We start from the raw sequence: 12281 nt of genomic DNA, 5'->3' as shown, positions 1-12281 counted from the left end.
TGTCCCGCAACAGCTAGTGCTCACGCGTAACCAGTGATCCGGCCGCTGTCGCCACTGGGCTGCGTAGACGGGACGCACCTCCGGCGCCGACCGCGGTAGGGGCGTTCGTGGTGCGGGACCGCGGTCCTGCGGATGGTCGACGAGTCTTGTTCACGCCCACCTCGGAAGGGTTGGCCGCCGTGGGCGCGGCACGTGAGCACAGCGGCCGATGGCTCAACGCCCGCCTGGCCGAACTCACAGCCGCAGAACGCCAGACACTAGCCGTCGCGGTCACCGTGTTGAGGCGGATCGCCGATTCCTGGTCGGGCCATGGTTCGACGCTCGGTCACGCCTTACCCACACGACGGAACGGTGCTCGAACTCATCCAACGGGCGAATACGCGCTCCATGCCCCAGCGTTGGGTGTCGAGGCCGGATCCGTGCTCGGTGCCACGGTGGACGATCAACGGCTTCACACCGAGGTCCCAGACCAGCCGACGGTACTTGCCGTGGTCGTAGCCCCGGTCGCCCAGCACTGCGCTCGGGCGCCGTCGAGGCCGACAGAGCTTGCCTCGCACAGGCGGCGTCTCGAGGACCCGCAACCCTGTGGGTGGTTCCGGTTCGAAGGTTCGCGACTCGACGAAGAACGAGGACCCTGCTAGGTCACCCTCGGAGAGCCCGAACGCGCCGAGCCCGTCCTGCAGAACGCCCTGACCAAAAGACATCTCCATCCGTCGGCTCGGCAACATCCTCACCGACCTCGCCATGGCTACTCCTGGGGCGCATTGAGGCGACTCCAGTGCTCTTCGATCGCGACGAGCGCTTTCGACATGAGTGAGCGGGTCACCGCCTCGGCGAGCTCGCGGTCCCGTTCCCGGTATGCGTCGAGGAGGTAAGCGTAATCCCGGCAGGACACATCCATCCTGCCGGGCAACGAGAGCCCGAAACTGCGCAGCCGGTAGATGCGCAGACCGAGCGAGTCCATCAGCGGACCGACCCGCCGATTGGGGCAGATCTCCGCCTCCATCCTGCGGAATTCCACTGTGGCGTAGAAGTATGCGCGCGGATCCCCGGCATCGCGGGCTTGCCGTAACCGCGCGAGCGGTTCGTCGAGCGAGCCGATCTCCTCGTCCGTGGCCCGGTCCACCACGGCACCGGCGACCAGCGCGTACAGCCCCGATCGGATCTCGTACAGATCGCGTACCTCGGCCAGGGAAAGTGTCGCCACTCGCGGACGGCGTCTGGGCTCGATCTCCACTAGCCCTTCCCGGCGCAACAGTCCGAGTGCCTCACGCACGGGGGTGCGGCTGGTACCGAAACGTCTGCCCAGTTCCGCCGAGGTCAGCTGGTATCCACTCGGCAGTTCCCCCTCGATGATCTCCCTGGCCAGCGTGCTCGTCATCTGCCGGACCAGTTCGCCGTGGCCGTCCAGGCTCGGCGAATGCTCCAGCGCCTCGGTGATCCCCGCTGCCGGTTCCCGCGCGTGCATGACCCCACCTTATCGCCGCTCCCCGGCCTGCGGGCCGAGTGATCGCCCACCAATCTGTCGCCAGTTTGCTTGCGTTCCTACCTCATCTTCTCGTAATCTTCCTGGCATTCGATAGAAACTGGCGACAGATTGGTGATCATGACCGAAGAGTCACGAAGTGCCTCGCTCGTGCTCGGGCTGCTGCCCGAGATCGACGAGATCACCGGAAAACAACTACGGGACAGTGTCCTCGAGGTGTGGCTGCGCGCCTGGCGATCGAGCGCCTGGGAACGGCTGGCGGAGGTGCCGAAATCGGTCGATCTGCCCAGCCGCCGGACGCTGACCGTGCACTCCAGGTCGGTGGCCCGGATGTCGGCGCAGATGGCCGACACGGTCACCGAACTGCACGGTGTGCCGGTGGACCGGGACGCCGTACTGGCGATCGCCCTGCTCCACGATGTGTGCAAGGTCCACGAGTTCGAACCCGCCCCGGACGGCACGGGAAGGTGGTCGGTGCGCGGACGCCGGTTCCAGCACGGTTTCCTCGGCGCGCACTGGATGCTCGAGGCCGGTATGGCCGAGGATCTGGTGCACGCGGTCATCGCGCACACCCCGCATTCCACGGTGCTTCCGCAGACCCAGGAGGCGGTGATCGTGCACTACGCGGACTTCGCCGATTCCGATGTGCAGCTGCTCGACGCCGGGCAGCGGCTGTTCTGCAAGAGGCGCCCATGAGAACCTACACCGTGCCAGAGCTCACCGATTTCGCCAGGGAAGCCTTTCAGGCCAACGGAATGCGCGAACAGGACGCGACACAGCTTGCGCGCTCCCTCGTGATAGCGGACGCGACCGGGGTCGGTACCCACGGGCTCACCCGGCTGCGACCCTACCTCGCCCAGCTCGCCTCTGGGCAGGTCAACGCGGCACCACGGGAACGTGTCCTTTCCGAATCCCCCTCGGCGGTACTGGTCGACGCGGACCGCGGATTCGGTGTCCCCGTAGGCATCCGCACACTCGACCGGCTCATGACCAAGGCCACCGAGACCGGGATCGCGTTCGGCGGGGTCACCAGGGTCGCGCATTTCGGGGCCGCGGGTTACTTCACCCGATACGCGGCCCGGCACGGTTTCCTCGCCATCGCGATGAGCAGCACCTCACCGTCCGTCGTACCCTTCGGCGGGCGCGGACCACGGCTCGGGAACAGCCCGATGTCCTTCGCCGCACCGGGAATCGAAGAACCCGAACTGGTCATGGACATGGCCCAGTCGGTCAGTTCCCGGGGCAGGATCAAACTGTTCCAGGCACAGGGCAGGGAACTGCCCGAGGGCTGGGCGGTGGATTCCGAGGGCATCCCGACCACGGACCCAAGCGCCGCACTGGCCGGTGGCGTGCTGGCCAGCGGCGGGCACAAGGGCACCGCGCTGTCCCTGATGGTCGAGATGCTGGCCTCCGGCATGACCGGCGCCCACCTCAGTAAAGACATCCGGCACGCCGGGTTCACCTCGGCGGGCCTTCCGGACCTGACCGCCGATGTCACGGTCGGCAATGCCTATCTGGTCCTGAACACGGCGGTGTTCGGGACCGGCGCCGCGGTGCGCGGACGCGCCACCGAGATCGCCGAACACGTCCGCGCGAGCGCGCCTGCCCGGGGCATCGACCGGGTACTCGCACCCGGCGATCCCGAACGGGAACGCCTCGCGCACGCGCACGAACACGGAGTCCCGATCGAGCAGGACACCGTTCGCGAGTTTGCCGCCATCGCCGGTGAACTCGGACTGAACATGCCCAACCCCATCAACGACGATCAGGCGGGAACCCATGGACACCGAAGCGCGGAAACCCGCCACTGAGGACATCCGAGGCAGCCGCAGGGAACGCAGGCGGACCGTCATCGCTGCCTCGGCGGGCAACTTCGCGGAATGGTACGACTGGGGCATCTACGGTGTCGTGGCCACCGTCATCGCCCAGCGGTTCTTCCCGCACGGCAATGCGGCACTGGCCATCCTCGGCGCCTACGCGGTGTTCGCCATCGCGTACCTGACCCGTCCACTGGGCACCATGATCTTCGGGCACATCGCCGACTCCCTCGGCCGCAAGAAGGCGCTGTCGGTGACCATCGTATTCACCTGCGCCGCCACCGCACTGATCGGATTCATCCCCGCCTACGAGACCATCGGAGTAGCCGCACCGCTGCTCCTTCTGCTGTTGCGGCTCATCCAATCGCTTGGCACCGGCGGTGAACACGCCACCGCGATCGCCTTCGTCTACGAACACGGACCACGCGGCGGCAAGGCAAAGGCAGTCGGCGTACTGAACGCCATGACCCTGGTCGGCCTGCTGTTCGGCACCCTGCTCGCCACCGGGATCTCCGCGATACTGCCACCGGACGCGTGGACCTCCTGGGGCTGGCGGACGCTGTTCTGGCTCTCCCTTCCGATGGGACTGATCGGCCTCTACGTGCGCAGACACACCGAGGACGGAGAGGAATTCCAGCAACTGCAACGGACCCGCCGACCGAAAGCCACACTGCGGTCCTCCCCGGTGCTCGAGGCGATCCGCACCTCCTGGCGCAAAATCCTGCTGTTCGTCGCCTTCCTCGGCACCTGGTCGATCGTCTCCGCCACCGTGACCTCCTATCTGGCCACCTTCCTCAAAACCAACCCGGCACTGTCCCAGTCCGCCGCGTACGGCGCGAACACCACCGCCTCGGCCACCGCCGTGCTCTTCGTGCTCGCCTTCGCCCCGTTCGTGGACCGGCTCGGACTGCGCAGGGCCACCATCCTCGCCTGTACCGTGGTCGCGGTGGTCACCGTGCCCGGATTCATTCTCGCGGGCAACGGCCTTGCCGGGGCCTACCTGGGCGCCTTCCTGCTCGGCGCCACCAAAGGCATGCTCGCGGTACCGTCGCTACTGGCCGTCAGCCAGATCTTCCCGGCGCGAATCCGGGTCAGCGCAGGCGGACTCTCCTACAACATCGCCGCCTCCGCCCTCGGCGGCACCGCCCCACTGGTGGCCGTCGGGCTCAACGAGGCACTGGGATCCCCGCTGGCATTCTCCTCCTACATCGCACTGGCCGCGGTGATCACCATCGCGATCATGCTCACTGCGGGACGGCGATGGATCACGGCATCCGCGCAGTACTCCGGCGATGCCGGTCTTCGGTGAGTGTCTCATCGGTGATCGTCACCGGTTTCGGAACAGGTTCGGCCGGATGTTCGTCGCGTGCAGTTTGTTCGTGGTGGCTTCGTCGTCTGGGATGAGGAAACTAGCGCGAATACCGGAACCATCCTGGGTTCGCATGGGCACATGCTGGAACAGCAGAGTCCCGAGCTCCGGGTGGTCGAGTGTGGTGCGCGATTCGCCGCGGGTCTGGGCGGGGTACTGGTGCCACCACTGCCGGAATTCCGGACTGACGTCGATGAGCCGGTCGACCGTGTTACTCAGCACAGGATCACCGGTTTCCAGCGCCGTGCTCAGCCGAAAATCCGCGAGTACCCGCTGGGCTTGTACCTGCCAGTCCCGGAACAGTCGCCGGATGAACGGATCGGTGAACATCAAGGTCAGCAGGCCCCGGTCCGCGGCATCGAGAGTGCTCCAGTCACCGAACACCAGTCGCGCGCTCTCGTTCTGTCCGAAACACTCCCACCGTGGCCCGATCAACCAAGCTGGGGCCGGATCGTGGAGCGCCACCAAATTCAACAGTCCCCCGGGCACACAATCGATATCGGTACGCGCCTCCGAGGCCGGTCGACGGCCACTGAGCAGGGTGAGGACCAGTTGCGTCTCCTCCTCGGCGCAGGCAAGTGCCGCGGCGATCCGGGTCAGCGCGGAAGCGGAGACCGACACCGGACGTGCCTGTTCGAGCCAGGTGTACAGCGTCGTGCTGATCTCGGCCAGCGCGGCCACTTCTTCCCGGCGCAGCCCCGGGGTTCGGCGCCGACCGGTGGTGGGAAACCCCGCCGTCGCCGGATCGAGCGCGGTGCGCCGTGCCCGCAAGAATGCGGCGAGTTCCTGCCTACGCTGAGCGTCCTCGATTACCATGACTGTTCTCCGTCGATTCTGGTGACCAGCGTTACCAGGAAGGTTCGCTACCTGGTGCCGATCTGTCCAGGGAGGCACACTACGCGGTGGGACGCGCGGGGTCGCTTCCGTGGCCCCGGGGTGTGTATTCCGGGGGCGATGCTGTGCCGGAGCGCGCGAACCATGCCGAAACGACAGAGGCATCTACCATGAGAGCACCGGCCGACCACGTGCCTGTCCTCGCCATAGTCACGGTGGCGGTGTTCCCGCGGCAGGCATCGGCTGCGCCCACGTCCGACATCACCGTAGCCGACTGTCGAACGCCCGTCCGATGAGCCAATGAGGAGTCCTCTCGTGGAGACCGTTACGCATCCGCGATCCGCCGGTGACGAGGCACGGATCGCTGATGTACTGGCGAAGGTGCGTAGTGCCACGGACACCGGGAAAGTGCTACTGAGCCTGACAGCGAGCCAGGACACCACGCGGGCGACGGCGACTTCGTCGTTCCGTGCTGGGGATCTGACTGGCGAATGGGTCGCCGCCGCGGACAGTGCTGTCGACGGGGTTATCCTGTACCTGCACGGTCGTCGCTTCCAATTCGACGAACCGGCGAATGCGTTCGCCGACAAGCTCGCTGTCGCCACCGGATGGCCAGTACTGATGCCGCACTACCGGCTCGCCCCAGCACACCCCTATCCGGCCGCGCTCAAGGACACGCTCACCGCCTACCATGCCCTGCTGGGGCAGGGTTTCCCCGCCGACCGGATCGTTCTGGTGGGCCACTCGGCCGGGGCGACTCTGGTGCTGCAAGCATTGCTGCGCCTATGTACTGAGGAAGCACCGATACCCGCTGCGGCGGTCACCGTCTCGCCGATCACGGACTTCACCCTCGAATCGGCCAGTATCACCGCCAATGGCGATGGTGACGTGGTCACCCACGAGGAACTGCGCCAGGTCCGCGATGCTTTGCTCGCCGATGCGGACCCGGCCACCGAGATTTCCCCTCTCTACGATGTGCGTCCTGGCCTGCCGCCGCTCATGATGGCCTGCGGGACCGTCGAGCGACTGCGGGGCGACACAGAACGGTTCGCCGAACAAGCCTCTGCCGCGGGCAACGAGATCGAGCTGGAACTGTACGACGGTATGCCGCACGGATTCGCCGTCCTCGAAACCGACGCGGCGAACCTGCTGCTGGACAGGATCTCCGCGTTCACCACCACGCATCTCGCTCGCCGGCCCGCGGGTGAAACACTCGGCCCGCTGACGATCCAGCGGGTCGGCTGGGCCGGCTATGTCGTCACCACCGAACGAGGAACCAGGATCCTGGTCGACCCCTACCTCCACGGCAGCGAAGGCATCCATGCTGGGCTTCCCGACAGCCCGATCAAACCCGCCGACCTGGCCGATGTCGATGTGGTCGTCGTGACTCATGCCGGATTCGATCATCGGGGCCAGGCGCTGGAAATCGCCGCAGCGGCGAAGGCGATCCTCGTGTGCGGAACCGCGCTGCTCGAACCCGCCCGCGCGGCCGGTATCCCCATGGAACGCATCGCCCTGACCGTATCCGGTGTCCAGGTGCGCCACCGGGACGTGACGTTACGGTCCCTACCGGCCCGGCACCAATCCGATATGACCGTCAACGGGCGATTCATTGCCGATCAACCCCAGTCATTCCTGTTGATCACCTCCGATGGTTCCCGAGTGTTCTGCGGCGGCGATACCTCCCTGTCCCAAGACCTCCGTACCTGGGGCACCCTCTACCGGCCGCACACGGCGGTGCTCGGCGTCGGCGGGCTGTGGGTCGGCGCGACCCGCGTGATCGAGCTACCACCTTCGGATGCCGCGACAGCGGCTCGCTGGCTCGGGGTCACGACCGTGATCCCGGTCCACCACACCCCCGGAGACGCCATACCGGTACAACTGACAGCCAACCTCGCGACAGACCCCATCGACGTCGTCCCCCTGGCATTCGGTGAAACCTGGACCAATGGCAGTTCATAGCGTGTCCGCCGGGAGCCCGGTCGGCACGGTTTGGCAGGATCCTTTCGAAAAGAGGCACTATTGTGGCTCGCCAGCATCGAAGTCGATGACGCAAAATCGTCACGTCCCGAAGGCGTGACAACGGCGCAGCGCGGGAAATCGTCGCTGTTCGAAGATGGGAAACCGCAGTGTCTTATGTGTTGCGAACGGGCGCGGCGGGCGCCGAGCGGCTTGAGCTCGTGGAGCGGGTCTACGGCGACCACACCCGCCGGATACTGGGAGAACTCGGCATCTCTGACGGTGCGAAGGTGGTCGATATCGGCTGTGGCACCGGATCCACCAGCAAGTGGCTGGCCTCGGCGGTCGGTGCCACGGGAAAAGTCGTGGCCGTCGACCAATCCGCTGAACAACTCGCGTTGCTGTCCGCGGACATCGATCGGGACGGCACCGGCAACGTGACCGTGACACAGGCCGACGCGACACAAGTCGAACTCGCGCGCGACGAGTTCGATCTAGCTCACTGCCGACTACTGATCAGCCACACGACAGAACCGGTCGCCGTGGTGCGCGAGATGGCAGCACTGGTGAAGCCGGGCGGACTGGTCGTCGCCTTCGAGATCGATATCAGTGGATTGACGAGCTTTCCCCGAACCGAGATCTACGACCGATTCCGGCAGCTTTCCCGAGACAGCGGTCAGGCCATGGGACTGGATTTCGAGATCGGCACCAAGCTTCCCGCCGTGTTCCGGTCCGCCGGGCTCGCCGCACCGGACATAGAGTTCATCGAACCGGTCTACCTACGGGGAGAAGAGAAACGATTCTGGGAGTACACCGCACGCGAGTCGAAGCTGCCCGTGCAGACCGGGCTGATGCCCGAAGAAACCTTCAGCGAGCTGATGCACGAACTGGAAACCGTCGCGAACAGTGAACTGTACGCCGTCGCACAACCGCGTCTTGTCGCCTGCTGGGCACGCAAACAGGGAACTCGAGCCCACTGAACGAACAACAGTGCAGGTCCTGGGGCCTCGGTCAAGAATGCGGTGATTGCTTCGGTTCCGTGGAGGGTTTTGCCGTCGCTGATCCACCTGGTCGCGTCTGTGTAGAGGCTCGCAGTGACGTCGAAGCGCCCGTCGTCGATGCTGGCGCAGTGTGTCACCAGCAATCGGGTGATTGCCCGCTCATCGTGCAGGAGATCGAGTGATTGGCCCAAGGCTATTCGCCTCGCTTACTCTCGTTGGTGGCGAGCGCCGCCTGAAGCTACGGTACGAGCGTTTCGGCGACGAACGTTTCGATGCTGGTCGGGGTGGTGGTGCGTGGCGAACGTGGCTACGGCGTCGTGGTGTGCCGCGAGTCGATCGCGTGCACGACCTCGACCATGAGTCCGGTGACGTTCTGCGAAACCCCGGCGCGGCGCTGGGCTGCGGCGAATTCCTCGACCGCCTGTTGCACGTAGTGCAATTGCGGCAGGCCAGCGATTTTGCGATGACCTAGTGACCACGGCCATGTTCAGGTCACATTCGCCCAGCAGCTCGAGAATGCCCGATGCGGAGATCGGGGGTGAGCGGGCTGTAGGCGGCAGCCCGACCGATCTCGGTGGTGGCGATGAACGGCATCGCGACATCGGGATCGAACGGCGCGGCGATAACCCCGGCGCGGCGGATGGTCTCGACCTGGCTGAGCAGGTTCTCCATGAAGCAGCCTGCCCGCAGGCGGGGCACGACGGCGTCGAGCGTGTTGATCTGTTGCTCGAAGTGGTGCAGTCCGACTACTGGGCCGGCGCCGGCTGCTTTGTCCGCACCGCAGCTACTCAAGACCACCACCAGCCGGACTCCGGTGCTCGAGAGCGCCGCGGTCATGGCGTCGACGCTGATGCGCTGGAAGTCCGGGCTGTAGTTGGGCAGGACCATCATGTAGACACCTCGGCGCTAGCGAAGGCGTCGGTGAGCGCGGCGGCTAACCTCGGGCGACCTCAGCGGTGCGCGCCGGGGTGTAACGCTCGCCCATCACCTGGTCACTCAGTGGGGCCAGCGCCTCGACATTCAGGGGCGAGTCCCGGCGCGGCCGGGTGAACCGGGGGATCACGGCGGTTCGTGCTGAGGGGAGCCGCGGGTGGGCCCTGTTGCCGGAGACGGCGTAGCTGTACAACTGGCGAGGAGTTTGAGCCGATCTTCAGAAGCGGTGCCGGGTTCGGCGGTGTAGGTGATCAGGTTGTGTACGGCCCGGAAGGACAGGGGCAGGTCGAGGGATTGGAAAGTCAGTTCGAGGTGGCCGACATCGGGGTGCTGGAGTCGTTTGATGCCATCGTGGCGGATCAAGACGTCGTGCGCGGCCCAGAAGTCGCGGAACTCGGGGCTGAGCGTGCACAACTCGCCGATGAGTTCGCGCAGCGGCCGGTCGTGGGGCTCGCGTCCGGCCTCTGCGCGCAGCAGGGCCGCAGTGGCATTGCCGGCGGCGTCCCAGTCGACGAAGAAATCGTGCGCACCGGGGTCGAGGAAGATAAGAAATCGTGCGCACCGGGGTCGAGGAAGATGTAGCGGACAATGTTGGGGTGGCCGCGCTGGTCGACGGTAGAGCTGTCGAACATCGGCGCGTACACGGCCCGGGCCAGGGCGTTGCTGGCGACGACGTCGGTGCGGCCGTTACGTACGAACGCCGAGGACATCGTCATGGAATCCAGCAACCACTGCACTTGGGGCGGGACTTCGACGTCCCGGCGACGAGATCGCGTGCAACTCGCAGGCCGCGATGACCGGGCCAGGTCGAACAGGTACGTGCGTTCGTCATCGTCCAGTCGCAGGGCGCGAGCAACTGCGTCGAGGACCTCCTCGGACACGCCGCCGATGTGCCCTTTCTCCAGCCGCGTGTACCACTCCGTGCTCACGCCAGCAAGGACGGCGACCTCCTCACGCCGCAGGCCGGCGACCCGACGACGGGTGCTGGCCGGCAGTCCGACCTGCACCGGGGTGATCCTGGCACGCCGGCTGGCAAGGAAGTCCCGAATCTCGTCACGGTTGCCGGGCTGCTGGTCCATGTCCTCCACGGTAGCCTCTGATCACCGCGCGAGGGGGGTTGAGCTCATACCCCCGATAAACGCAACCTTCCCCTGGGACGGCCATCGCGGTCTTCTGGGTATCGAACGATGCGACACGATTCCAATGGTAATGACGGAATGAAGGTAGGGACATGACGCGCGAGAAACTGACGGCGCCAGCGGTGGCGCTGGGTACGTGGGCCTGGGGAGACAGTGGCGAGGCGGGCGATGGCTATTTCGGCAGCCAGCTGACCGCGTCCGGATTGCGAGAGGTCGTCGAGAAAGCGCAATCGAACGGGTTCACCCTGTGGGACACTGCGGTGGTATACGGCATGGGCCACTCGGAGACATGCTGGACCAGAGCCTCGACCGAATGGGAACGGACTATGTGGATCTGTACTGGATCCACAATCCTGCCGACGTGGCCCGCTGGACGCCACTCCTGATCCCGCTGCTGCAGAGCGGCAGGATCAAGCACGTCGGCGTCTCGAACCACAACATGACCGAGATCGCTCTCGCCGACGAGATCCTCGGCGACGCCGGCTTCCACGTGGAGGCAGTCCAGAACCACTACAGTCTCCTGTACCGCAGCTCTGAGCGCGCGGGCATTCTTGACTACTGCCGCGAGCACGACGTGCGGTTCTTTTCCTACATGGTCCTCGAGCAAGGCGCCCTGACCGGCAGGTACAGCCCGGCCCAACCGTTACCGGTTGGGCACCAGCCGAGCGGCCGTGTACAACGGCATCCTGCCCCAGCTACAGGCACTGACGGACAAGATGAAGGCGATCGGCGAGGGCCGAGGCGCGTCCGCCGCCGACGTCGCCACCGCCTGGGCCATCGCCAAGGGGACCACCCCGATTATCGGCGTGACGAAGGCCGAGCACATCGACGGGTTGACCCGAGCCCTTGATATCGAACTCGCCGACGACGACATCGCGGAGCTGGAGGCGCTGGCCGAGGCTACGGACGTCGACACACGCGGCAGCTGGGAACACGACATGTAGGAGCCGTCAACGAGCAGAGACCCCGCGAAGAGAAACGGGAGATTCGTCCGTCGCATCCGACGGCCGAACTCTCGTACACGGCATCGGTCAGGGGCGCCGCCTGCGGCTTCTTTGGCGTCTTTGTGCAGATGGTCGCGCATGGCTGTGCATTGTGGACAGTCAAGGAGTGCTGTGGCCGCACCTCGGGTGAGCCGGGCAGGACCACAGCGGGCGGCCACGCTCGGAACAGCGTGTGGCCGGGATACGGTGCTGGGGCAGATTTGCGTTCATCCCGGCCCACCGCACGGCAAGACGGACGTCGTTGGTGTCGATGATTCCGCGTTGCGCAAACAGCTGCGTTACGGGACCCCGCCCGAAGCGGCGGTACGGGGTGTGAGCTTCCGGATCACCCGGGCCCGTCGCTGGTGGCGGCCAGGAGTGTGGCGATGGTGTCGCTGATCGACTGGCACTACCGGGCAACCGCCAGCTCACGAACCCTGTCCCGCTTGAAAGCCGAGGACGACGCGGATAACCAATCGTGATGGCTATCGGTAAACGGGTCGACCGCAATCATCGAGCGTCCGCGCCACCACAACACGACCGGCTTCGCACGGCGCGGCCGCACCTCCGGGCCTCGTTGCGGTTTGAGGTCACGCGGAGGCGCACTGCCAGCGGAAAGCGACACAACGAACCGGATGGGAAACCCTGCCATCTTGCGGCAACAAAAAGTTGCACCAATCCGCCGTTCGGGGTAGGAAGGTGGGGTGGACTCGCCCGCATCACCGGATCTTGGAGTAGTCGTGGAAAATGACCGTTATCC

11 protein-coding genes and 3 pseudogenes are annotated in these 12281 nt (G+C 65.8%); 7 read left to right on the top strand and 7 right to left on the bottom strand.

The window, feature by feature from the left end; all coding sequences use genetic code 11:
- Positions 1-748 precede the first annotated feature (748 nt).
- The gene (locus tag AD72_RS34465) at positions 749-1468 is read right to left on the bottom strand and encodes a GntR family transcriptional regulator (RefSeq protein WP_051899334.1); all 720 of its coding nucleotides are present in this window, start codon (positions 1466-1468) and stop codon (positions 749-751) included.
- Positions 1469-1606: 138 nt separating this feature from the next.
- Between AD72_RS34465 and AD72_RS34460 the strand changes: the two genes are divergently transcribed.
- The 3 genes from AD72_RS34460 to AD72_RS34450 are packed head-to-tail and all read left to right on the top strand — an operon-like array spanning position 1607 to position 4612.
- Positions 1607-2182, top strand: coding sequence for an HD domain-containing protein (locus AD72_RS34460; RefSeq protein WP_031470849.1), 576 nt, complete (start codon positions 1607-1609; stop codon positions 2180-2182).
- Positions 2179-3297 (top strand): Ldh family oxidoreductase, encoded by a 1119-nt coding sequence (locus AD72_RS34455; protein WP_051899333.1) that lies wholly within the window; start codon positions 2179-2181, stop codon positions 3295-3297. Before AD72_RS34460 ends, AD72_RS34455 begins: the two co-directional genes overlap by 4 nt.
- Positions 3266-4612: an MFS transporter gene (locus tag AD72_RS34450; protein ID WP_051899332.1), complete on the top strand. Its 1347-nt coding sequence runs from the start codon at positions 3266-3268 to the stop codon at positions 4610-4612. The genes AD72_RS34455 and AD72_RS34450 overlap by 32 nt, the downstream gene beginning before the upstream one ends.
- An 18-nt stretch (positions 4613-4630) precedes the next feature.
- Here AD72_RS34450 and AD72_RS34445 read toward each other — a convergent pair whose 3' ends face one another.
- Complete coding sequence (locus tag AD72_RS34445) at positions 4631-5488, bottom strand: helix-turn-helix transcriptional regulator (protein ID WP_037348404.1); 858 nt, start codon at positions 5486-5488, stop codon at positions 4631-4633.
- Positions 5489-5821: 333 nt separating this feature from the next.
- Here AD72_RS34445 and AD72_RS34440 point away from each other — a divergent pair, with 333 nt between their 5' ends.
- Both AD72_RS34440 and AD72_RS38355 read left to right on the top strand, forming a co-directional pair.
- The gene (locus AD72_RS34440) at positions 5822-7468 is read left to right on the top strand and encodes an alpha/beta hydrolase fold domain-containing protein (RefSeq protein WP_051899331.1); all 1647 of its coding nucleotides are present in this window, start codon (positions 5822-5824) and stop codon (positions 7466-7468) included.
- 218 nt (positions 7469-7686) lie between these two features.
- Positions 7687-8445, top strand: coding sequence for a class I SAM-dependent methyltransferase (locus tag AD72_RS38355; protein WP_197285172.1), 759 nt, complete (start codon positions 7687-7689; stop codon positions 8443-8445).
- Between the two features lie 17 nt (positions 8446-8462).
- On the opposite strand, the pseudogene AD72_RS38350 reads toward AD72_RS38355, so the two are convergent.
- The 5 genes and pseudogenes from AD72_RS38350 to AD72_RS38000 all read right to left on the bottom strand — a co-directional run.
- Positions 8463-8603, bottom strand: a pseudogene (locus AD72_RS38350) (hypothetical protein); the annotation flags it as partial.
- Between the two features lie 170 nt (positions 8604-8773).
- Positions 8774-8905 carry a hypothetical protein gene (locus tag AD72_RS38010; protein WP_255357220.1) on the bottom strand — a complete coding sequence of 44 codons (132 nt, stop codon included), beginning with the start codon at positions 8903-8905 and terminating at the stop codon, positions 8774-8776.
- Between the two features lie 53 nt (positions 8906-8958).
- The gene (locus AD72_RS34430; RefSeq protein WP_031470843.1) at positions 8959-9357 is read right to left on the bottom strand and encodes a Rossmann-fold NAD(P)-binding domain-containing protein; all 399 of its coding nucleotides are present in this window, start codon (positions 9355-9357) and stop codon (positions 8959-8961) included.
- 168 nt (positions 9358-9525) lie between these two features.
- Positions 9526-9945, bottom strand: a complete 420-nt coding sequence (locus AD72_RS38005) for an MmyB family transcriptional regulator (protein WP_255357221.1) — start codon at positions 9943-9945, stop codon at positions 9526-9528.
- A gap of 119 nt (positions 9946-10064) precedes the next feature.
- A pseudogene (locus AD72_RS38000) lies at positions 10065-10478 on the bottom strand (helix-turn-helix domain-containing protein); the annotation flags it as partial.
- Positions 10479-10630: 152 nt separating this feature from the next.
- Between AD72_RS38000 and AD72_RS38315 the strand changes: the two are divergent.
- Together AD72_RS38315 and AD72_RS37990 are read left to right on the top strand one after the other, a co-directional pair.
- Positions 10631-11124, top strand: a pseudogene (locus tag AD72_RS38315) (aldo/keto reductase); the annotation flags it as partial.
- Positions 11125-11209: 85 nt separating this feature from the next.
- Entirely contained in the window at positions 11210-11482 is a 273-nt protein-coding gene (locus AD72_RS37990; protein WP_255357218.1) for an aldo/keto reductase, read from the top strand.
- Positions 11483-12281: the final 799 nt, after the last annotated feature.

The organism is Sciscionella sediminilitoris, from assembly GCF_000737195.2.
Lineage (GTDB): Bacteria > Actinomycetota > Actinomycetes > Mycobacteriales > Pseudonocardiaceae > Sciscionella > Sciscionella sediminilitoris.
Note: the sequence above shows the minus strand (reverse complement) of the source record. Positions and strands in the feature narration are given on the sequence as shown.

Coding starts and splice junctions, on each gene's coding strand:
- AD72_RS34465 (WP_051899334.1), bottom strand. CDS start 1,468: ATGCACGCGCGGGAACCGGCAGCGGGGATCACCGAGGCGCTGGAGCAT.
- AD72_RS34460 (WP_031470849.1), top strand. CDS start 1,607: ATGACCGAAGAGTCACGAAGTGCCTCGCTCGTGCTCGGGCTGCTGCCC.
- AD72_RS34455 (WP_051899333.1), top strand. CDS start 2,179: ATGAGAACCTACACCGTGCCAGAGCTCACCGATTTCGCCAGGGAAGCC.
- AD72_RS34450 (WP_051899332.1), top strand. CDS start 3,266: ATGGACACCGAAGCGCGGAAACCCGCCACTGAGGACATCCGAGGCAGC.
- AD72_RS34445 (WP_037348404.1), bottom strand. CDS start 5,488: ATGGTAATCGAGGACGCTCAGCGTAGGCAGGAACTCGCCGCATTCTTG.
- AD72_RS34430 (WP_031470843.1), bottom strand. CDS start 9,357: ATGATGGTCCTGCCCAACTACAGCCCGGACTTCCAGCGCATCAGCGTC.